This window comes from Tenacibaculum sp. AHE14PA (assembly GCF_019278465.1).
In the GTDB taxonomy this organism is placed as follows: Bacteria; Bacteroidota; Bacteroidia; order Flavobacteriales; family Flavobacteriaceae; genus Polaribacter; species Polaribacter bernardetii.
Genome location: NZ_CP058983.1, coordinates 930,376 through 951,222 on the forward strand (window position 1 = coordinate 930,376; position 20,847 = coordinate 951,222).

At 30.8% G+C, this 20,847-nt stretch carries 22 protein-coding genes; 8 read left to right on the top strand and 14 right to left on the bottom strand.

Going from position 1 to position 20,847, the window contains the following annotated elements; translation table 11 throughout:
* Positions 1-58: 58 nt before the first annotated feature.
* Positions 59-829 carry a TIGR02757 family protein gene (locus H0I30_RS04195; protein ID WP_218773063.1) on the bottom strand — a complete coding sequence of 257 codons (771 nt, stop codon included), beginning with the start codon at positions 827-829 and terminating at the stop codon, positions 59-61.
* Positions 830-965: 136 nt separating this feature from the next.
* Between H0I30_RS04195 and H0I30_RS04200 the strand changes: the two genes are divergently transcribed.
* Positions 966-1,520, top strand: coding sequence for a PAS domain-containing protein (locus tag H0I30_RS04200; RefSeq protein WP_218773064.1), 555 nt, complete (start codon positions 966-968; stop codon positions 1,518-1,520).
* A gap of 10 nt (positions 1,521-1,530) precedes the next feature.
* Positions 1,531-1,911 (top strand): DUF6122 family protein, encoded by a 381-nt coding sequence (locus H0I30_RS04205; protein ID WP_218773065.1) that lies wholly within the window; start codon positions 1,531-1,533, stop codon positions 1,909-1,911.
* Positions 1,912-2,223: 312 nt separating this feature from the next.
* Here H0I30_RS04205 and H0I30_RS04210 read toward each other — a convergent pair whose 3' ends face one another.
* Both H0I30_RS04210 and rimO read right to left on the bottom strand, forming a co-directional pair.
* Positions 2,224-2,961 carry a diphthine--ammonia ligase gene (locus tag H0I30_RS04210; RefSeq protein ID WP_218773066.1) on the bottom strand — a complete coding sequence of 246 codons (738 nt, stop codon included), beginning with the start codon at positions 2,959-2,961 and terminating at the stop codon, positions 2,224-2,226.
* A 64-nt stretch (positions 2,962-3,025) separates the two neighbouring features.
* A complete protein-coding gene (rimO, locus tag H0I30_RS04215) occupies positions 3,026-4,378 on the bottom strand; it encodes a 30S ribosomal protein S12 methylthiotransferase RimO (protein WP_218773067.1) in 1,353 nt (450 codons plus the stop codon).
* Positions 4,379-4,674: 296 nt separating this feature from the next.
* Between rimO and H0I30_RS04220 the strand changes: the two genes are divergently transcribed.
* The gene (locus H0I30_RS04220) at positions 4,675-5,394 is read left to right on the top strand and encodes a hypothetical protein (protein ID WP_218773068.1); all 720 of its coding nucleotides are present in this window, start codon (positions 4,675-4,677) and stop codon (positions 5,392-5,394) included.
* A 76-nt stretch (positions 5,395-5,470) separates the two neighbouring features.
* Here H0I30_RS04220 and ftsY read toward each other — a convergent pair whose 3' ends face one another.
* The 7 genes from ftsY to H0I30_RS04255 all read right to left on the bottom strand — a co-directional run bounded on the left by ftsY (position 5,471) and on the right by H0I30_RS04255 (position 10,570).
* A complete protein-coding gene (gene ftsY / locus H0I30_RS04225; RefSeq protein WP_218773069.1) occupies positions 5,471-6,424 on the bottom strand; it encodes a signal recognition particle-docking protein FtsY in 954 nt (317 codons plus the stop codon).
* A 237-nt stretch (positions 6,425-6,661) separates the two neighbouring features.
* Complete coding sequence (locus H0I30_RS04230; protein WP_218773070.1) at positions 6,662-6,814, bottom strand: DUF4295 domain-containing protein; 153 nt, start codon at positions 6,812-6,814, stop codon at positions 6,662-6,664.
* 37 nt (positions 6,815-6,851) lie between these two features.
* Complete coding sequence (gene rpmG / locus H0I30_RS04235; protein ID WP_028887391.1) at positions 6,852-7,034, bottom strand: 50S ribosomal protein L33; 183 nt, start codon at positions 7,032-7,034, stop codon at positions 6,852-6,854.
* A gap of 27 nt (positions 7,035-7,061) precedes the next feature.
* Positions 7,062-7,301, bottom strand: coding sequence for a 50S ribosomal protein L28 (gene rpmB / locus H0I30_RS04240; protein ID WP_218773071.1), 240 nt, complete (start codon positions 7,299-7,301; stop codon positions 7,062-7,064).
* Between the two features lie 256 nt (positions 7,302-7,557).
* Positions 7,558-8,808: a competence/damage-inducible protein A gene (locus tag H0I30_RS04245; RefSeq protein ID WP_218773072.1), complete on the bottom strand. Its 1,251-nt coding sequence runs from the start codon at positions 8,806-8,808 to the stop codon at positions 7,558-7,560.
* 40 nt (positions 8,809-8,848) lie between these two features.
* On the bottom strand, positions 8,849-9,457 hold the full coding sequence (locus H0I30_RS04250) for a fumarylacetoacetate hydrolase family protein (RefSeq protein ID WP_218773073.1): 609 nt from the start codon (positions 9,455-9,457) through the stop codon (positions 8,849-8,851).
* Between the two features lie 273 nt (positions 9,458-9,730).
* The gene (locus H0I30_RS04255; RefSeq protein ID WP_218773074.1) at positions 9,731-10,570 is read right to left on the bottom strand and encodes a 1,4-dihydroxy-2-naphthoyl-CoA synthase; all 840 of its coding nucleotides are present in this window, start codon (positions 10,568-10,570) and stop codon (positions 9,731-9,733) included.
* A gap of 92 nt (positions 10,571-10,662) precedes the next feature.
* On the opposite strand from H0I30_RS04255, the gene H0I30_RS04260 reads away from it, so the two are divergent.
* Entirely contained in the window at positions 10,663-11,904 is a 1,242-nt protein-coding gene (locus tag H0I30_RS04260) for an alpha/beta hydrolase-fold protein (RefSeq protein ID WP_218773075.1), read from the top strand.
* 69 nt (positions 11,905-11,973) lie between these two features.
* Here the strand turns inward: H0I30_RS04260 and H0I30_RS04265 are convergent, their stop codons facing one another.
* The 4 genes from H0I30_RS04265 to H0I30_RS04280 form a co-directional block, all read right to left on the bottom strand.
* Complete coding sequence (locus tag H0I30_RS04265; RefSeq protein ID WP_218773076.1) at positions 11,974-12,423, bottom strand: DNA-binding protein; 450 nt, start codon at positions 12,421-12,423, stop codon at positions 11,974-11,976.
* 1 nt (position 12,424) lies between these two features.
* A complete protein-coding gene (gene menD, locus H0I30_RS04270; RefSeq protein ID WP_218773077.1) occupies positions 12,425-14,077 on the bottom strand; it encodes a 2-succinyl-5-enolpyruvyl-6-hydroxy-3-cyclohexene-1-carboxylic-acid synthase in 1,653 nt (550 codons plus the stop codon).
* 276 nt (positions 14,078-14,353) lie between these two features.
* Complete coding sequence (fsa, locus tag H0I30_RS04275) at positions 14,354-15,007, bottom strand: fructose-6-phosphate aldolase (protein WP_218773078.1); 654 nt, start codon at positions 15,005-15,007, stop codon at positions 14,354-14,356.
* Between the two features lie 65 nt (positions 15,008-15,072).
* Positions 15,073-15,873 (bottom strand): SDR family oxidoreductase, encoded by an 801-nt coding sequence (locus H0I30_RS04280; RefSeq protein WP_218773079.1) that lies wholly within the window; start codon positions 15,871-15,873, stop codon positions 15,073-15,075.
* 96 nt (positions 15,874-15,969) lie between these two features.
* Here H0I30_RS04280 and H0I30_RS04285 point away from each other — a divergent pair, with 96 nt between their 5' ends.
* From H0I30_RS04285 to H0I30_RS04300, 4 genes are all read left to right on the top strand, one after another.
* Complete coding sequence (locus tag H0I30_RS04285; RefSeq protein WP_218773080.1) at positions 15,970-17,616, top strand: M1 family metallopeptidase; 1,647 nt, start codon at positions 15,970-15,972, stop codon at positions 17,614-17,616.
* A gap of 621 nt (positions 17,617-18,237) precedes the next feature.
* Positions 18,238-19,665, top strand: a complete 1,428-nt coding sequence (locus H0I30_RS04290) for a VOC family protein (RefSeq protein WP_218773081.1) — start codon at positions 18,238-18,240, stop codon at positions 19,663-19,665.
* A 66-nt stretch (positions 19,666-19,731) separates the two neighbouring features.
* A complete protein-coding gene (locus tag H0I30_RS04295; protein ID WP_255554307.1) occupies positions 19,732-20,190 on the top strand; it encodes an Lrp/AsnC family transcriptional regulator in 459 nt (152 codons plus the stop codon).
* Positions 20,190-20,840, top strand: coding sequence for a diphthine--ammonia ligase (locus tag H0I30_RS04300; protein ID WP_218773082.1), 651 nt, complete (start codon positions 20,190-20,192; stop codon positions 20,838-20,840). The genes H0I30_RS04295 and H0I30_RS04300 overlap by 1 nt, the downstream gene beginning before the upstream one ends.
* Positions 20,841-20,847: the final 7 nt, after the last annotated feature.

Consider the following 20,847-nt stretch of genomic DNA (forward strand, 5'->3'; position numbering starts at 1 on the left):
ATACATTTCTGAATTAGTTTACGCTGCAAATAGCCGTTTTAAAGTTATTCTAATTATTTTAAAATTTCTCAAAAACACCTAATCCGAATAAAGCAAAATCGTACTTCACCGGATCATCTTTATCTAATTTTCGTAAAGAGGTATCTAATTCTAATAATGCCTTTGCATCATTTTGTTTGCGAGTTAACATTCCTAACTTTCGTGCTACATTGCCAGAATGAACATCTAAAGGGCATGATAAAACTGAAGGAGAAACACCTTTCCAAAGTCCAAAATCTACCCCTGTTTCATCATTTCTAATCATCCATCTTAGCCACATGTTAATTTTTTTAGCAGCAGAACCTTTATAAGGATCCGAAACATGTTTTGTTGTTCTTGCCGGATGCGCTATTTCAAAGAATATTTTTTTAAACTCATGAATTGCTGGCTGCAAAGAATCTTCTGAAGCATGATTTGTAAAAATAGCTTCTAAACCGTTACGGTTCTCATAAATATTTTTTAAAGCCTTTATAAAAAACCTTAAATCGATAGGATTAAAAGTTCTATGAACAAACCCCTCTAACCTATCTAAATCAGAATCTTGGTGATTCATTATAAAATCGTAGGGCGAATTATCTAGTAAATCAATTATACGGTTCCCGTTTTTAACAATCATCTTTCTATTACCCCAGGCAATTGTTGCTGCTAAAAAACCAGCTATTTCAATATCTTCTTTTAATGAAAATTTATGCGGAATAGAAATAGGGTCTTCAGCTATAAAATTAGGAGTATTAAACTCAATAACTTTGTCGTCTAAAAACTCTTTTAATTCTTTAAAATCTAAATTCATATTCAAATATAATCATATTGTATGTCTTTATACAAGTAGCTATAATCCAAGACAAAATATGTTGTACATTATTCAGTTTAAAGATTTTTAAAAACATTAATTCCTTACTTTTACAATATTAATTAACTTAACTTCTATGAAAAATAATTTGTTAGACATGATGTGCTTAGATGTGTACCTATCTTCTTTAAGCAAAGAAAAGTATGCAGAAACTAAGGCGCTAATACAACCATCTCCAAAACAAAATATTAATTTATTAAGTTGGGGAATACACGATTTATTTTTCGATAACAAAACCAAAGAAGATATAAACAGCCTTAAAGCACTTGCAAATAATTTTAACTGGAAAAATGAAATTGCTGAAATTTTAAATGACAATGTTTACGAATCTCTTGTAATAACAAACACCAGCAAGAAAATAATTTGGGTTAGCGATGGCTTTAAAAAAATGACAGGCTACAACAAAGAATATGCTTTGCAAAAAACAGCTAACTTTTTACAAGGCAAAGAAACATCTGAAGCTACAAAAAGTAGCATTCGTAAAAAAATATTAGCCAATAAACCATTTAAAGAAGTTATTGTTAATTACAGAAAAGACAAATCTACTTACAAATGTGAGTTGAATGTTTTTCCGTTGTTTTCTAGATCAGGAACCACTCATTTTTTAGCCTTAGAAAGAGAAGTTGCTTAACTTTATTAAGATGCAAACATTTATTCACTACTTCTTACACTTCGGGTTTCCGCTTATAATTGCCTATTTATTTTTTAAAAGTGATTGGAAAAAAGTCTACTTAATTTTAATAGCAACCATGCTGGTAGATTTAGATCATTTATTATCTACGCCAATATTTCAGCCGAACAGATGCAGCTTCGGCTTTCATCTTTTTCACTCTTATTTCGCCATGATTGGCTACGTAATTTTATTGTTCTTTAAAAAACCATATCGCATAATTGGTATCGGTCTTTTACTACACATGCTTACCGATTTAATAGATTGCCTGTTTATGTACAACAACTGCAAAACGTGTTACGAAAACACTCCAGCAACATCAGTTTTAAAGTTTATAACAGCACTCTTTTAAAACAAAATAAGCACTAGCTATAAATTTATTTGAAGCTATTTCCCGCTTTACGCACTCGCTTTTTTTTTGAAAAAAAACCAAAAAAAGAGCTCAAACAAATGCTTCAATCGGGGCTAAAAACCTATGATACAATTTTAAAAAATTAAAACTTGTTAAAAAATATTTCACCCTAAAAACCGAATCCGTCAAACTGAATTTATTTCAGTTTCACATCCTATTTTGCCATCCTTCTTAATTTTATGCGATGCTGAAATAAATTCAGCATGACGTTTATATCTAAAAAAACACTTTATTAAAAGTTTAAACAGGCTCTTATTCTTTTAGTTTTAAATCGCAATACCAAAAACTAGTGTCGTAATTTTTAACTTTTTCTGACGTGCCTTTATGACAGTTCTGAGAATCATCTTTATTTAACGTATATGATTTTAGCAATTTCTCACCTATTTCAAATTCAATTGGTTTACTAAAAATTGGTCCGTCAAAACAAAAAGTATGAAACTCACCATTTTCACCACAAACATCAACATCATCTGGTAATTCATTTATAAAATCTTCATCAATGATTCTACCAACAAATTCTTCTCCTAGTTTTTTAGCATTTACACAAACCGTAATCGTTTTAAAACCGAGTGCTAAAAATTCTCTCAATAATTCTTTCGTGTCTTGTTTCCATAACGGATACACGCCTGTAATACCAACTTCTTGTAATTTTGTATCTCTGTATTTTCTTAAATCTTCTAAGAATATATCTCCAAAAACAGCATGATTTAATCCTATTAATTTTAACTCTGCAGTTTTTTCAAGCATTTTCTCATTATACAAATCCATCGTTACATCCGCAGGGAAATATATTTTCTCTAAAGGAATACCAATGCTTTCTGCTTGTGCTTCTAATAAGTTTTCATGAAGTCCGTGCATAGAAACACGTTGATAATCTTCGTTTACATTCGTTATCAACTTTTCGATATGATATTCTTTTTGCTGCAATACTTTATACAATGCAAATGCCGAATCTTTTCCTGAACTCCAATTAAAATATGCTTTTTTCATAAGGCTAAATTATAGAATTTAAAGCATAAAAAATCCCGCTAAAAGCAGGATTTTGAATTCTTAATTATTTTCTCTTTTGATTTAAGCTCGTTGGCTTTTCTTGCTTCACTAACGGAGTTCCGTACAAATCAAAATCACCAGCTTCATCAATTTTAATATCTATAAATTCACCTAGTTTTATATAATGTTTCGTAGCATCTACAATTACATCGTTATCTACATCTGGCGAATCAAATTCTGTACGACCGTAAAAATATTCTCCGTCTTTTCTATCAAATAAACAACGGAAAGTTTTTCCGATTTTTGCTTGATTTAATTCCCAAGAAATTTGAGATTGTACTTCCATAATTTCGTTTACACGACGGAACTTTACATCCGCAGGTACATCATCTTCTAAAACAAAAGCACCAGTATTTTCTTCATGAGAATACTCAAAAGCTCCCATTCTTTCAAAACGCATTTCTTCTACCCAGTCTTTTAATTCCTGAAACTGCTCTTCAGTTTCTCCCGGATATCCAACAATTAAAGTAGTACGGATTGCCATATTTGGCACCGCTTCTCTAAACTTATGAATCAACGATGTTGTTTTTTCGTGGGTTGTACCACGCTTCATCGATTTTAAAATCTCGGTGTTTATATGCTGTAACGGAATATCTAAATAATTACAAACCTTCGGTTCGTTTTTCATTACATCTAATACATCCATCGGAAAACCTGTAGGAAACGCATAATGCAAACGAATCCATTCTATTCCGTCAACCTTTACCAATTCTTTTAATAAATCAGCTAAAGCACGTTTTTTATAAATATCTAATCCGTAATAGGTTAAATCTTGTGCTATTAACATCAATTCTTTAATTCCTTTCTTTGCTAACTTTGTAGCTTCAATAACAATTTCTTCAATTGGTGTCGATTTATGTTTTCCTCTCATTAAAGGAATTGCACAGAAAGAACATGGGCGATCACAACCTTCAGCAATTTTTAAATAAGCATAATGTTTTGGTGTTGTTGTTAAACGCTCACCAATTAACTCGTGTTTATAATCTGCTTCTAATACTTTTAATAATTCTGGTAACTCATGTGTACCAAAATACTGATCTACATTTTTAATTTCATTCTCTAAATCTGGCTTATAACGCTCACTTAAACAACCAGAAACAAATACTTTGTCTATTTCTCCTGCTTCTTTACGCTGTGCATAATGCAAAATAGTATCAATACTTTCCTCTTTAGCCTTACCTATAAAACCACAAGTATTAATTACAACAATATTACCATCATCTTCTGGGTCTTCATGAACTACGTTTTTACCGTTGGCTTTTAATTGTCCCATTAAAACTTCACTATCATAAATATTTTTAGAACAGCCTAAGGTAACTACGTTTATTTTATTTTGCTTTGGTGATTTTGTGCGCATTATACTATAAAAATTTAGAGTGCAAAGATACGTTTTAAATATATCTTTCTATTTTAAAATTAAAAGAAGCATGGCCTTATTTTACAAAGGGTTTTCTTTTTAAAAAAATTAAAAACTATTATTCAATACATTTAATTTAAATAAAAACATTCTATTAGTCAACTATTATAACGCTTATACCTAGTAAAACAATATATAAAACTATAAAAACACAACTAATTAACATTAAAAAATAAGAAAATCTAAAATAAACGGCACAAACATTGATTAAAATTCTTAAGTAAAACAAAAAAACTATGAAAAAAATACTACTCGTAACAGTCTTTAGTATTATCACATTAAATTTAAAAGCTCAAAGTAAAAAGTATTCCTACCTCAAAAAAAACAAAGAAGAGACAACACTTAATTTGCTAATGAGAAAAATGAACCTATCATTTGCTTTAAAAGGAGAAGTATTACCCTCCATAGGTAATGTTTTTATTTTTGGATGGAATATACTCGTTAGTGGTGATAAAAAGGATGAAAATGGTAAAAGAATTTTGGTTGACGGTAAAGCTGTACCTATATGCGCAGGATGTGAAATAGATTTTATACAAAATAATGGCGGTGGAGAAATTAAACTAGATTATTATTTAACACCTGGTATTGTAATTTCAGGCGGAATAAACTCTACTGGTTATGACAAGTACTATTTTGGAGAAAATATAAACCATAAAGGTTATTTCTTTGAAACTCAATTAAAACCAAATCTAAATTCTGATTTCTATTTCTTTGGACAAGTTGGTAGAACAAAATCTATTTTTTTACAAAATGATGAGATAATTAAACATGCACAATACGCCACTGGTTTTGGAGTTGGAAATGATTATTATGGGTTTGATATAGGTGCAAATTTCTTTGGAGCATCAAATGAAATGAAACAAAAATTATTAGAAAACACTACTGTAACTAATATACAAAAATCTTATTTAGAATCCGTAAGAGTAATGCTACGCTTAACTATAAAAGTCTTTTAACTGTAGATTATAAGCTTATAGCTTAAAACAAAAAAACTCCTTTCAAGGAGTTTTTTTTGTTCTATTATCATGACACCTATTTAAAAAAAGAATCTACAAACTCGTATTTATTAAACACTTGTAAATCGTCTATTCCTTCTCCTACTCCGATATATTTTACGGGTATTTTAAATTGATCTGAAATACCAATTACAACACCTCCTTTTGCTGTTCCATCTAATTTGGTAACTGCCAAAGAAGTAACTTCTGTTGCTTTGGTAAACTGTTTTGCTTGTTCAAAAGCATTTTGACCTGTAGAACCGTCTAAAACCAATAAAACGTCATGTGGTGCATCTGGAATCACCTTTTGCATTACACGTTTAATCTTCGTTAACTCATTCATTAAATTAACTTTATTGTGTAAACGACCTGCGGTATCTATAATTATTACATCTGCATCTTGATTTACACCCGACTTTACCGTATCAAACGCTACAGAAGCAGGATCAGAACCCATTTCTTGACGAATTATAGGAACATCTGTTCTATCTGCCCAAACCTGTAATTGATCTATTGCAGCCGCTCTAAACGTATCTGCTGCTCCAAGAACAACTTTTAATCCTTGCTTTTTAAACTGAGATGCTAATTTACCAATCGTAGTTGTTTTACCTGCTCCGTTTACTCCCACCACCATTATTACATATGGCTTTGTGTTTGCTGGAACGGTAAATTCGGTATCGTCTTTTGTGTTTGTCTCAGAAAGTAAACCTGCAATTTCTTCTCTTAAAATCTGATTTAACTCTTCTGTTCCTACGTATTTATCTTTAGCAACCCTAGTTTCAATTCTTTCGATAATTTTTAACGTAGTATCTACACCAACATCAGAAGAGACTAATACTTCTTCTAAATTATCTAAAACATCATCATCTACTGTTGTTTTTCCGGCAACAGCTTTAGATAGTTTAGAGAAAAAACTAGATTTTGTTTTCTCTAATCCTTTGTCTAATGTTTCTTTTTTCTCTTTTGAGAAGATTTTCTTAAAAAAACTCATAGTTAAATTTTATAATCGTTTATATAGGTTAAAAACTATACCAAACTTATTATATAGTCAAATTGTCATTACACGATTACTTTCGCGTTAAGGATTGCGGCATTGTTGAAGCTCCTCGCAGAGAGCGACTGCCAAAAGCCTGACCCGAAGGGTAACGCTCAAAAATACAGTTTTTTAGCACAAAAAAAAAGCTACTCTCTAATGAAAGTAGCTTTTGTTTATTTTGTAGTAAAAGTATTAATTTTTCGCGATAAAATCATTTACTTTTGCAGGATCCATAATAGCTTCAACAAATGTGTAAGCTCCTGTTTTTGGAGATTTTACCATTTTAATCGCTTTAGTTAACCTTTTTGCGCCTGTTTGTAACGATGCTACTGATTTCTTTGCCATGTTATATGGGTTATTTAAAGTTTAAAAAAACTTATAATTATTTAATTTCTTTATGAACTGTCATCTTCTTTAAGATAGAATTAAATTTCTTTAATTCCATTCTATCTGGAGTGTTCTTTTTGTTCTTTGTAGTAATATAACGTGAAGTTCCTGGTTTACCAGTTGCTTTGTGTTCAGTACATTCTAAAATAACCTGAACTCTGTTTCCTTTTTTTGCCATCTCTGTAAAATTTTATCTAGTAAGGAATTACTTAGTTAAGAAACCGTTTACTCTAGCATCTTTAATTACTGCAGAGATTCCTTTTTTATTAATATTTTTTAATGCAGAAGCAGATACTTTTAAAGTAATCCATTTATCTTCTTCTGGTATATAAAAACGCTTAGTCATTAAATTAGCGTTAAATTTTCTTTTAGTTCTATTTAATGCGTGAGAAACATTGTTCCCAACCATAGCTTTTTTTCCTGTAAGTTCACAAACTCTAGACATCTTCTTGACAGTTTTTAGTATTATTTCTAAACGAGGTGCAAATTTACGCATTTATATTGATTGCGCAAAAAAAACTCATTTAAATTCTTATTATTTTTGATATATTCTAACTGAAGCTAAGCATCTAGCCCATCGGAATCGTAACAGTCGGCAAATTTACAAATTATTTTAATAAATATAACTTATATTATCAAATATTTGAAGACTATTATAGAAAGACCTTTATATTAACAGCAAGACACTTAAGAACAACACTTTATTTTTTTTTTAAAACATTTTCTCGCAACAACTCTAGTGCTTTTGTAACTGTTCTATTTAATACTTTCTCTCGCGGTTGCCCAAAATCAAACTCATATACTTCTACATTATTTTTTTCGGCAATAGCAATATAAACCAACCCTACATTCTTATTGTTATTATCTGTAGTAGGCCCAGCGTTTCCTGTTACCGCAATGGCATAATCCGTTTTTAACTGCTCTAAACAACCAATTGCCATTTCTTTAGCAACCTCTTTACTTACAACTGTAAATTCTTCAATTAATTGCATTGGCACTCCTAGTAATTGCTCTTTTAATTCTGCCGTATAGGTAATAAAACCTCCTTTAAAATAAGCAGAAGATCCTGCCACAGAAACTAAATCAGCTCCTATTCTACCACCTGTTAAACTCTCAGCAACACTTACCGTTTTATTGAATTTCTTTAACAAACCACCTACACTACTTTCTATAGATGCTTCTTCATCATAACCAACAATAACGTCAGAAATTAAGGCACTTAGCTCAAAAACACTTTTTGCGACTTCTTTTTCTATAAATTCTTTATCAGCTCCTTTTGCTGAAATTCGCAATCTTACTTTACCAAACGATGGCAAATACGCTAATTTAATGTGTGCAGGTAAGTTATTTTCCCACGCTTCAATTCTTTCGGCAATAACACTTTCACCAACACCAACCGTCATTATTGTTGTGTGCGATATAAATGGTAATTTAAATTTTTCTTGAATTTTAGGCAATACCGCATTCGTAATTAATCCTTTCATCTCATAAGGCACGCCTGGCAATGAAACAAAAACAGTATTATTTTCATAAAACCACATACCTGGCGCGGTACCGAAATAGTTCATTAATAAAGTTGCCTTAGATGGCAACTGTGCCTGGTATCTTTGCACTTCGTTAAAAGGGTGCTTTATTTTTTTGAATAAACTTTTTATATGTTCAATTACCTCCTGATACTCAACAACCTCATCGTCTTTAAAATATTCGGCAATTGTTTTTTTAGTGATATCATCTTTTGTCGGGCCAAGGCCTCCTGTTATAATTACGATATCTGCTCTACTTTCCGCTTCTTTTAAAGCATTTAAAATATGTTGCTTTTCATCTTGAATAGAGGTTATTTGATATACTGAAACGCCTATTTTATTTAATTCCTGCCCAATCCATTGTGAATTTGTATCCACAATTTGACCTATAAGAATCTCATCTCCAATTGTTATTATTTCTGCGTTCATATGCTTATTAAAAAAAATCCCGCAAAAGCGGAATTTATAATTATTTTATTTTAATTTCAAAAGCTTGTTTACCTTCAATAACACCAGTTAAAATGTCATTTTCTTTTACAGCGCCAACTCCTGCTGGTGTTCCCGTAAAAATAACATCTCCTTTTTTTAAGGTAAAATATTGCGACACATAACTAATCAATTCATCTATTTTCCATAACATCGATACTGAATTTCCATCCTGAACTACCTCCTCGTTTTTATGTAACTGAAAAGAAAAATTATCTAAGTTAAAATCTTCTTTCGGATAAAATGTTCCAATAACGGCACTACCATCAAAAGCTTTTGCTTTTTCCCAAGGCAATCCTTTTTCTTTACATTTTGCTTGCACGTCACGTGCCGTAAAATCAATTCCCAATCCTATTTCGTCATAATATTTATGAGCGAATTTAGGAGAAATATGTTTTCCTACTTTATTTATTTTCACCAAAATCTCCACTTCATAATGAATATCATTAGAAAAAGGCGGAATAAAAAAAGGCATTTTCTTCGGAAGGATTGCTGAATCTGGCTTCAGAAAAACAACAGGATTTTCTGGTTTTTCATTTGCTAATTCTTCGATATGCTTGGCGTAATTACGCCCAATACAAATTATTTTCATATTTAAAATAAAGGTGTCTATTCGAATAAAATGAAGCAATCTAACCATAAGATTACTTCGTCATACTTCCTTGTAATGACATGATTAATTTTTAAGCTAGAACGTCATTGCTAATAAAATAAAGCAATATAACCACAAGATTACTTCGTCATGCTTCATCGTAATGACATGATTAATTTTTAAGCTAGAACGTCATTGCGAATAAAATGAAGCAATCTTTTACATAGATTATTTCATTCCACTTCGTTGCGATAGCAAACTAAATACTCCGCTCTATGGAATCCAAGTTTTTGGAAAGTTTGGTTTTCTTTTTTCAAGAAATGCATCCCTACCTTCTTTAGCCTCATCTGTCATATATGCTAAACGTGTAACTTCACCAGCAAATACTTGCTGACCTACCATTCCGTCATCTGTTAAGTTCATTGCAAACTTCAACATTTTTATAGATGTTGGCGATTTTTCTAAAATCTCTTGTGCCCAATCAAAAGCTGTCTGCTCTAATTCGTCATGAGGTACAACCGCATTTACCATTCCCATATCATACGCTTCTTGCGCGGAATAATTTCTTCCTAAAAAGAAAATTTCACGAGCTCTTTTCTGCCCTACCATTTTTGCTAAATATGCCGATCCATATCCTGCATCAAACGAAGTTACATCAGCATCGGTTTGCTTAAAGATAGCGTGTTCTTTACTTGCCAAAGTTAAATCACAAGTAACATGTAAACTATGTCCGCCACCAACTGCCCAACCCGGAACCACACAAATTACTGCTTTTGGCATAAAGCGAATTAATCGCTGTACTTCTAATATATTTAAACGATGATAACCGTCTTTACCTACATATCCTTTTTCACCACGTGCATTTTGATCTCCACCAGAGCAGAAACTCCAAATCCCGTCTTTAGTTGAAGGCCCTTCCGCAGATAACAATACCACTCCTATATTCGTATCTTCATGCGCATCCTGAAAAGCATCTAACAATTCTGATGTTGTATGCGGACGAAATGCATTACGCACATTTGGACGGTTAAATGCTATTCTCGCTACATTGTGCGACTTTTTATAAGTAATATCTTCATACTCTTTGGCAACTTTCCATTGAGGTTGTATCATAATTTTAAAATATTATCGTTAGTAAGTAGAGCAAAAATAACATAATAACTTTGTTTTTCTTTTCTATATTTGAACGATATAATACGAATCTTATGAAACAACTATATTTTTTAGTTACTTTATTACTAAGTACCAGCCTTTTTTCGCAAAAAATAATTACCGAAAAAATTAATTCTATCGAATTTACGAAAGGTAGATCTGTAAAAATTTACATTCCTGAAAACTACGATAATGATGAAACTGTTAGTTATCCTTTAGCTATTGTTTTAGGTGATCAATATCTTTTTGACATGTATGTGGGTAATGCTAAATTATATGCTAATACAGATAAAGCTCCACGACAAATAGTTGTTGGAATAAATATGAGCAATACCTACAATGAAGATATCTCTATTATTCCTTCAAACAATGCTTTAACGACAACTGCCGAAAAATTTCAAAAATTTATAAAGAACGAATTGATTCCGCATATGGAATTAAACTACAGAACTTCTCCTTTCATGACCATTGCAGGTCAAGGAAAAGCAGCCGATTTTGTTACTTATTTCTTAAAAGATGCGCAGCCAATTTTTAACTCATATCTTTGTATTACGCCCGAACTTACACAGTTTAGCGCTAGCAGAATTCAATCATATTCTTTAGATAGACTAGGAACTATCGACAACTCTTATTTTATCTATGCTAGTAACAATAAAGAGTATATAAATCCGAAACAAAACGATCGATTTAGCGAAATAGGAACTTACTTATCTTCTTTTAATGCTAAAAACATGCATATTACATTCGATAAATTCACGAATGCACCTAACTATTTATCTGTTATTGGTGAAACAATACCAAGAGCTTTCGAGAAAATGTTTTATCTATATGCTAAGATTACTAAAAACGAATTTGAGACAAATATTAAGGAGCTAGGTCCTTTAGAGGCTATAAAATATGTTGAACAAAAATATTTAGATATTCAATATTTATATGGATCGAATTTAAATGTTCGTTTAGATGATATTTTTGCCATTGAAGGAATTGTTATTGATAAATTAGATGGTGATTATTTGCGTGTTTTAGGTGATTTTGTAATGATTAAATATCCTGATTCTCATATTGGTGATTTTTATGTAGGAAAGTATTACGAAAAAGGAAAAGATTACGAAAAAGCAGAGTTTTACTACAAAGCTGCTTATGGTAAAATGGAACCTTCGGACCCAAATGCGAATGCTTTTTATGAAAATATTAAACGTGTAACAGATCTTAAAGAAAGTCAACCTAAAGAAGAAATTATTGAAGATTTTCCTGAAGAGGATGATAATGAAGAGGAAAAAGAAGACGATAAATAAAGTAGTATATCTAAAATAAAAACGGCGACTTAATAATTAAATCGCCGTTTTTATTTTGTCTTTGTTTGCTTATTTTAACAACTCAATTCTATCTTCTTTTAAAACAATTTTCTTATCCTTATACAAACCACCAATAGCTCTTTTAAAAGCTTTTTTACTCATTTGCAATCTAAACTTAATTGATTCAGGAGAGCTTTTATCAGTAAGCATTAAAAAACCTTTTTCATCTAACTTTCTAAGAATTACATCTGCATCTGTATCAATTACATTTCTAAAACCTTGAGGTCGTAAAGAAATATCAATCTTACCGTCTTCTCTGATGTTTTTAACATAACCGTAAGTTTCCATACCTTCTTCGATATCTTGATACACTTCGTTATTAAATAACAAACCTTCAAATTCATCATCAATTAAAACAGTATATCCTAATGGAGTTTGTTCAATAATTTTTAAATTTACCTGATCTCCTTCTTGTAATCTATTTTGTGAATCCTCTTGTAATCCGTCTTCTAATTCCATTTTATAAGTTTTTAAAATAGTTCTTTAAAACTACGTCATTTATTTCTTTCGGAGTAAAAATCTCCATTATTTTTGGATGATTTGATGTTTTATAAAAATCCTTCAACCCAATATTTAATTCTTCTAAATTAGAAACAGCCATATAATTAAAACTATACATTTTTGCCAAATGCTCAGCAGTTAAGCTATGCGGAGTTTCGAAATACCTTGCCGCATTGGTTGACAAAGGCCCGGGAATTACTCTAAAAATCCCACCTCCATCATTGTTTAATATAATGATCCTAAAGTTTTTCGGAATATTAGTATTCCACAACCCATTACTATCGTAAAAAAAACTTAAATCTCCGGTTATAAAAACTGCAGGTTCTTTATCTGCAAATGCAGCTCCTACAGCTGTACTTGTACTTCCATCAATTCCACTTGTACCTCTGTTACAAAACACGCGCAAGGTCGCGTTTAAATTAAACAGTTGAGAATATCTAATTATCGAACTATTGCTAATTTGCACCTGATAATTATCAGGAATAAATTTTAAAACAGCTTCAAAAGATTTTAAATCAGAATATTCGCAATCAGCTAAATAATGATCATGTTTAGCGTTTCTATCTTTATTTACAACTAACCAATCTTTTTGATAGTTACTTTTTATAATGTTTTTTTTTCCTTCTATTTTTTGTAAAAAATCAACAGGCTTTTCTTGTATAAAATCAGACAAACAATGATAGGTGTCCATTGCCGTTAACTCATCAATATGCCAATGTTGTTTTGGTTGATGCTTTCTTAAAAACTGTTTTATTTTTTTAGAAATTACCATTCCTCCTAGAGTTACTAGAAGATCGGGTTGTAATTCTAAAAAGTCAGTTTCAGTTAGCGGAAAAATAAGTTTATCAATCGCATTGATAAATTTTGGATGGTATAAGTTTGAAGTTGTTTCTGTTAAAATCAACACTGATTCATCTTCAACAAACCTATTAAGTATATTTTGTAATTCAGCATCCGGAAAATTACTTCCCACTAAAATCATTTTTTTAGTGGATGCATTCCAAATTTCAGCTAGTTTTTGATAGTTAACAGATTGCTTTACTTCGTTCGCAATGACGTTCGGAAAATTAAATTCTTTTAAATCAGCAACCGTTTCATACAACGGCTCATTAAAAGGAACATTAATATGCACTGGCCCTTTTTTAGTGATTACCGTTTGTAATGCCTCTGCTAATAAATCGCTATTATTTTCTAATTGATTTTTTTCCTCTACTAAATTCGCAGAAAACAAAATATGGTTTTCAAATACATTTTCTTGACGAATGGTTTGTCCGTCGCCAATATCAATTAAATGCTTAGGTCTATCTGCCGATATTATTATTAACGGAATATTGCTATAAAAAGCTTCCGCTATTGCGGGATAATAATTTAACAACGCCGAACCTGATGAGCAAATAATTGCCACCGGTTTGCGTTTTTGCTGTGCAATTCCCATAGCAAAAAAAGCAGCACTTCGCTCATCAACAACACTTAACGTTTCTATATTTGGGTGATTTGAAAACCCAATAGTTAACGGAGCGTTTCTTGATCCTGGTGATATTACAACTGTATCAATATTAAATTGATCACAAGCTGAAATAACTAATTGTGCGAGTTCTTTTTTAGGGTACATTCTTTAAATCTTTTTAAGATTTAAAAGTTATTAGTGTTTAGTAGTTAGTTATTAGTGAGCGCCAAAAACTAAAATAAACTAAATACTAAAAACCATTCTTAATTTTGCTATTTGTTACTAAACAAGGTTAGCCCTGATTGAAACGGCATCCTTTTTTATTTTTCATAAAAAAGATATAGTGAAAAGCAAGAAATAGCTTCTAATTATTTTTAACCTTTAAATTATTAGTGTTTAGCAATGAGTTCGTCCTAACAACTAAACACTAATAACTATTTTCTAGTTTCCTTTTTTATAATCTTCTAAAAACTTTGCTAAACCAATATCAGTTAATGGGTGCTTTAACAAACCTTCAATAGCACTTAAAGGACCTGTCATTACATCAGAACCTAATTTAGCGCAATCAATAATATGCATTGTATGACGCACAGATGCAGCTAAAATTTGTGTTTCGAACATATAGTTATCATAAATTTGACGAATTTCTGAGATTAAATTTAATCCGTCTGTAGAAATATCATCTAAACGCCCAATAAACGGAGAAACATACGTTGCGCCGGCTTTTGCTGCCAATAAAGCTTGACCTGCAGAAAACACTAACGTTACGTTTGTTTTAATTCCTTTTGATGAAAAATATTTACAAGCTTTTATTCCGTCTTTTATCATTGGTAATTTTACCACGATTTGAGGATTTAAAGCAGCTAAAGCTTCCCCTTCTTTTACCATTCCATCAAAATCTGTTGAAATTACCTCAGCAGAAACATCACCTTCTACTAATTCGCAAATTGCTTTGTAGTGGTTTATAATGTTTACTTCTCCTGTAATTCCTTCTTTTGCCATTAAAGACGGATTTGTGGTTACACCATCTAAAATACCTAAAGCTTGTGCTTCTTTAATCTGATCTAAGTTAGCTGTATCTATAAAAAATTTCATGTTATATATATTATATGATTGTGTTCTAATTTATTTAAAATCCTGCTTTCTAAAGCCTTGCAAATTTACAATTTATAATGGTTCATTAACAGCTTTTCATAAACTTTATCTGGTAAAACTCGTTTTAAAACAACTGAGAATTTCTCCATAAATCCGCCTATTTTATAATGAATATTAGGATTTTTTTTCTCTATAATTTGATGAATTGCTTTTGCCATCACTTTCGGATCCATTCCTGAATTTACATGACCATCCATTAAAGCTAAATTCTCTGTATACGCCTCTTTATATGCTGAGTTTTCATAGACGGGTGTATGAAATCTTCCTGATGCAATATTGGTTGCAAAATCTCCTGGCGCCACATTTATTACTTTAATTCCGAAACTTTTAACCTCCATACTTAAAGCTTCCGTTACCAATTCTAAAGCACCTTTACTTGCTGAATAAATACCTCTAAAAGGTAATCCCATATAACCTGCTATCGAAGTAACGTTTATTATTGTTCCCGATTTTTGCTTTCGCATTTGGGGTAATACAGCTTTAGCCACATCTATAACGCCGAAAAAATTAGTATTAAAATTAGCACGCATTTCATCAGTAGGAGTATCTTCTATCGATCCTGTTATTCCCTTACCTGCATTATTAATTAACACATCTATTTTGCCTTCTTTTTCAATTACTGTACTTACTGCAGAATCAATTGTTTTAGCATCCGTAACATCTAAAACAACCATATTAAAAGGTACTTTTACTTTAGCAGGATTCCTACTTGTACCGTAAACTGTATAATTTTTAGCGTGTAAATAAGTAGCAATTGCTTTTCCTATTCCAGAAGAAGCTCCTGTTATTAATATTACTTTCGACATTAATTTTTAATTTTATACAAATATCTTAAAGTTCGCTATAATAAAAAAAGACTTTAAACACTTATATTAGCAACTCGTTGTAAGAACACAATCGTTATGAGTAAAAAATCAATTTTTAGTATTTTATTTTTTCTAATTAGTTTTAGTTTATTAGCACAAACATCGTTATTCGAACACACTAAAACATTTACAAAGCAAGATTCACTTCGTGGATCAATCACCCCTGAAAGAATTTGGTGGAATTTAACTTACTATCATTTAGACATTACCGTAAATCCTGACAAGAAATTTATAAACGGAAAAAACACGGTACAGTATAAAGTTTTAAAACCTCACAATGTTTTACAAATTGATTTGCAGGCTCCTTTAAAAATTACGAAAGTAATTCAGAACGGAAAAAAATTAAAAGTAGTTACCGACGGAAATGCGCATTTTATTCATTTAAAAGACATTCAACAAATCGGAAATATAAATTCGTTAGATGTGTATTACGAGGGACATCCGAAAGTTGCAAAAAATGCTCCTTGGGATGGCGGATTTTCATGGAAAAAAGATGAAAACGGAAATCATTTTGCTGCTACCTCTTGCCAAGGTTTAGGCGCTAGTGTTTGGTGGCCTAATAAAGACCACATGTATGACGAAGTAGATAGCATGGCAATTAGCGTACGTGTTCCTAAAAACTTAATGAATGTTTCTAACGGGAAATTACGTAAAACTGAGCAACATAATGACAATACAACAACTTATCATTGGTTTGTAAATAATCCAATTAATAATTACGGCGTAAATGTAAATATTGGTGATTATGTACATTTTTCTGAAAAATATAATGGTGAGGACGGAATGCTTGATATGGATTATTATGTATTGCGTGATAATTTAGAAAAAGCAAAAAAACAATTTAAAGATGCTCCAAAAATGATGAAAGCTTTTGAGCATTGGTTTGGAAAATATCCTTTTTATGAAGATGGTTTTAAACTGGTAGAAGCTCCGTATTTAGGAATGGAACACCAAAGTTCAGTTACCTACGGAAATAAATATATGAACGGATATTTAGGTAGAGATTTATCAGGAACAGGCTGGGGTTTAAAATTCGATTTTATTATTATTCACGAATCTGGACACGAGTGGTTTGCTAACAACATTACCAACATTGATATTGCTGACATGTGGATTCATGAAAGCTTTACTGCCTATTCTGAAAACTTATTTTTAGATTATTACTACGGTAAAAAAGCATCAAAAGAATATGTAATCGGAACTCGTAGAAGTGTTCAGAACGATATTCCTATTATTGGTCAATACAATGTAAATAGTGAAGGTTCTGGAGACATGTATTATAAAGGAGCCAACATGCTACACAACATTAGAACCTTAATTAATGATGATGAAAAATGGCGACAAATTTTACGCGGATTAAACACTGTTTTTTATCATAAAACCGTAAATACTAAACAAGTTGAAAACTATATTTCGCAACAATCCGGAATTGATTTAAGCACCATTTTTGATCAATATTTACGTACTGTTAAAATTCCTGTTTTTGAATATAAAATAGAGAACAATAAGCTTTCTTATCGCTGGAATAGTGTTGTTGCTGATTTTAATATGCCTTTAAACATTTTTGTTAATGATAAAAAACAACAGTTAAATCCGACTGAAAAATGGCTAACTATTAGCATTAATTCTAACGAAATTATAGTTGATGACAATTTTTATGTTAAAAGCAAAAAAGTGAAGTAAGTTTTACAAAACAACTGTAGAAACACCAACTATACATTATTTAATACCAACTACACAAAACGACTTATAACACTGCAAAACAACCAATTAAAACATGTAAATTTGTGTAAGGGAAATTTTAACACAAACTATTACATTATGGCTAAACAATTACACAAGTGGGGACTAGGTGTTTTTAAAACAACAATGAGTCAATTATCAGAATTAGGGAAAGCAGCAAGTTATGCTATCAATAATTAATTAAAAGTAAACTATAAAAAAACATCCATTTTGTATAAAATGGATGTTTTTGTTTTTACAAAAAACTCCAAACCTCCTTCATATTTTACCTCCTAAAATTCTATCTACAAAATTAATTAGAGATAAAGTTTTTTTCTCGTCGCAAAAATCATAATTTATCGTAAAACATTTATTCATCTAATCGTCTAAAGAGTACTTGTTTTATAAAAAGTCAAATTGATTTTTTAAAATCTCTTTTTTAATTAAAATTATTTTTCTTTTAAAATAAACACAGTTTTAAAACCAAAACAACACATAAACAACCACTATTAAGTGAAATTAATTTTTAAAACATAAATTAAGGATTAAATTTATTTATTTTGCGTTAAAATTAAACAAATTATGTCATCAATAAATACTGTACAAAGTTTAAAGACTGAAAAGACATTTGTCTCACCCGAATACATTCGTAATCGCTTCTCTAAAACGATGTCTGATATGTATAAAAATGAAGTACCTCTTTACGGTGAACTACTTGATTTAGTTCAGGAAATTAACAACAATGTTATTTCAGGATCTAAAGAAATAAAAGAACAATTAGAACGTACTGGAGAAATTACTCGTTTAAATATGGAGCGTCACGGAGCAATTCGCTTAGGTAAACCATATGAGTTATTTACAATGAGGCGCCTATTTAAAGTTATGGGAATGTTTCCTCTTGGCTATTATGATTTAGCTTCCGCTGGTGTTCCTGTTCATTCAACAGCGTTTAGAGCTATAGAGAACACAGCACTTAACCAAGCTCCTTTTAGAATTTTCACTTCTTTATTACGTTTAGACCTAATTGATGATGATAAGCTGCGTACTAATATTGAAACTATTTTAGAAAACCGTCAAATTTTCACTATAAAAGCGCTGGAATTAATTGACAAATCTGAAAAAGAAAATGGTTTAAATAAAGAAGATGCCGATACTTTTGTTAAAGAAGCGCTAGAAACTTTTCGTTGGCATGAAACTGCTACAGTAGATCACGAAATGTACGAAGCATTAGTAGGTCAGCACAGATTAATTGCTGATGTGGTTGCTTTTAAAGGCCCTCACATCAATCACCTAACACCAAGAACTTTAGATATTGATAAGGTGCAAAGTTCTATGGAAGCTCGCAATATTACTCCAAAAGATATTATAGAAGGACCACCAACAAGAAAGTGTCCAATTTTACTTCGTCAAACAAGTTTTAAAGCTTTAACTGAAAAAGTAACTTTTAAAGGTAAAACAGGAACTGAAAAAACAGGAGAACATAAAGCTCGTTTTGGAGAAATTGAACAGCGCGGTGTGGCATTAACCAAAAAAGGACAAGACTTATATAATGAGTTATTAGATAAAACACGTAAAACAATTGGTGGATCTCCAAATGCTGAAAATGCTTTAAAGTACAACCAATTATTAAAAGAAAATTTTAAAAAATTCCCTGACACCTATCAAGAACTACAATCAGAAGAATTAGCCTATTTCCATTACTTTACTACTGATAAAATAAAAAGTTTATCAAAAGATAAAACGCATACAAAATCAGACGTAAACCAATTATTAAAAGATGGTTATTTAACTACTGAACCAATGGTTTATGAAGATTTCTTACCCGTAAGTGCAGCAGGAATTTTCGCTTCAAACTTAGGTACAGATGATGCCGAACGAGAATATGAAGAAACTTCTAATCAATTATTATTTGAAAAACATTTAGGAGAATCTGTGTTTAAATTAACAACTTGGTATGAAAATACACAAGACAAAACGATTGAAAAGTGTTTAGCTCAAATAAATGCTTAACTTTAAAAAAGTTGGTGTTTTTTATAATTTGAACTCATACTAATAGAATATAACAAAATCATTCTTTTGAAAAATCAATTTGATTATATAGACAAGCAGATATTATTAAAGTTACGGTTAGACGCTCGTAAAGCATACTCTCAAATAGCTAAAGAATTAAAAGTTTCAAATTCTTTAGTACACCAACGTATAAAAAAACTTACCGCTGAAGGCGTTATAAAAAATGCCGAATTTGTTTTAGAGGAAAACAAATTAGGTTACAAAACAAAATCTTATACTGGCATTCGTTTACGAGAAGCTCGTTTTGCAAAAGACGTAATGTATGAATTAAAAAAAATCCCAGAAATTACCGAATGTAATTTTGTATCGGGTATTTATGCTATTTTTATATTAGTGTACGCTACTGACAATGAACATTTACAAAAAATATTGTACGATAATGTTCATTTAATAAATGGTGTTGCAGGGACCGATACTTTTATTTGTTTTGATACTTGCTTTAAGAGAAATATACCCATAGAATAATGACAAATAATAGAACAGCAGTTTTATGGACAGGAGGAAAAGATTGTGCTTTGGCCTTTTTTAAAGCGCAACAAGCAGGTTACACAATTACACATTTAATAACCTTTGCTCCTAAAAACCCTGACTTTAAAGCACATCCAATTCACTTGATAAAAAAACAAGTAAAAGCTATTGGCATTCCTCACTTATTACTAACAGTAACAGCTCCGATAAAAGAAAGTTACGAAAATACTATCCAACAATTAAAAAAAAATTATAAGATTGATACTTTAGTTACTGGTGATATTGATGAAGTCGATGGACATACTAATTGGATTGAAGAGTGCTCGCTAAAATCTGGCATGAAAGTATATAATCCTTTATGGAAAAAAGAAAGAATCTATATACTAAACGAATTAATTACGAATGATTTTACAGTAATATTTTCATTAGTAAAAAAAGAAGATTTAACTAGCGATTGGATTGGTAGAACTCTTGATAAAACCGCTATTAATGATTTAAAAAAGAAATTAAATATTGATATTTGTGGAGAAAATGGAGAATATCACACTATGGTTTTAAATGCTCCTTTTTTTAAACATAAAATAGTAGTAAACAAAGTTCATGTTATTGAGAACGATAAATACTACTATTTAAAAACAATATTGTAAACCTTTT

Bases quoted from the DNA above. Each gene is read 5' to 3' on its own strand.
- H0I30_RS04195 (WP_218773063.1), bottom strand. From the start codon at position 829: ATGAATTTAGATTTTAAAGAATTAAAAGAGTTTTTAGACGACAAAGTT.
- H0I30_RS04200 (WP_218773064.1), top strand. From the start codon at position 966: ATGAAAAATAATTTGTTAGACATGATGTGCTTAGATGTGTACCTATCT.
- H0I30_RS04205 (WP_218773065.1), top strand. From the start codon at position 1,531: ATGCAAACATTTATTCACTACTTCTTACACTTCGGGTTTCCGCTTATA.
- H0I30_RS04210 (WP_218773066.1), bottom strand. From the start codon at position 2,961: ATGAAAAAAGCATATTTTAATTGGAGTTCAGGAAAAGATTCGGCATTT.
- rimO (WP_218773067.1), bottom strand. From the start codon at position 4,378: ATGCGCACAAAATCACCAAAGCAAAATAAAATAAACGTAGTTACCTTA.
- H0I30_RS04220 (WP_218773068.1), top strand. From the start codon at position 4,675: ATGAAAAAAATACTACTCGTAACAGTCTTTAGTATTATCACATTAAAT.
- ftsY (WP_218773069.1), bottom strand. From the start codon at position 6,424: ATGAGTTTTTTTAAGAAAATCTTCTCAAAAGAGAAAAAAGAAACATTA.
- H0I30_RS04230 (WP_218773070.1), bottom strand. From the start codon at position 6,814: ATGGCAAAGAAATCAGTAGCATCGTTACAAACAGGCGCAAAAAGGTTA.
- rpmG (WP_028887391.1), bottom strand. From the start codon at position 7,034: ATGGCAAAAAAAGGAAACAGAGTTCAGGTTATTTTAGAATGTACTGAA.
- rpmB (WP_218773071.1), bottom strand. From the start codon at position 7,301: ATGTCTAGAGTTTGTGAACTTACAGGAAAAAAAGCTATGGTTGGGAAC.
- H0I30_RS04245 (WP_218773072.1), bottom strand. From the start codon at position 8,808: ATGAACGCAGAAATAATAACAATTGGAGATGAGATTCTTATAGGTCAA.
- H0I30_RS04250 (WP_218773073.1), bottom strand. From the start codon at position 9,457: ATGAAAATAATTTGTATTGGGCGTAATTACGCCAAGCATATCGAAGAA.
- H0I30_RS04255 (WP_218773074.1), bottom strand. From the start codon at position 10,570: ATGATACAACCTCAATGGAAAGTTGCCAAAGAGTATGAAGATATTACT.
- H0I30_RS04260 (WP_218773075.1), top strand. From the start codon at position 10,663: ATGAAACAACTATATTTTTTAGTTACTTTATTACTAAGTACCAGCCTT.
- H0I30_RS04265 (WP_218773076.1), bottom strand. From the start codon at position 12,423: ATGGAATTAGAAGACGGATTACAAGAGGATTCACAAAATAGATTACAA.
- menD (WP_218773077.1), bottom strand. From the start codon at position 14,077: ATGTACCCTAAAAAAGAACTCGCACAATTAGTTATTTCAGCTTGTGAT.
- fsa (WP_218773078.1), bottom strand. From the start codon at position 15,007: ATGAAATTTTTTATAGATACAGCTAACTTAGATCAGATTAAAGAAGCA.
- H0I30_RS04280 (WP_218773079.1), bottom strand. From the start codon at position 15,873: ATGTCGAAAGTAATATTAATAACAGGAGCTTCTTCTGGAATAGGAAAA.
- H0I30_RS04285 (WP_218773080.1), top strand. From the start codon at position 15,970: ATGAGTAAAAAATCAATTTTTAGTATTTTATTTTTTCTAATTAGTTTT.
- H0I30_RS04290 (WP_218773081.1), top strand. From the start codon at position 18,238: ATGTCATCAATAAATACTGTACAAAGTTTAAAGACTGAAAAGACATTT.
- H0I30_RS04300 (WP_218773082.1), top strand. From the start codon at position 20,190: ATGACAAATAATAGAACAGCAGTTTTATGGACAGGAGGAAAAGATTGT.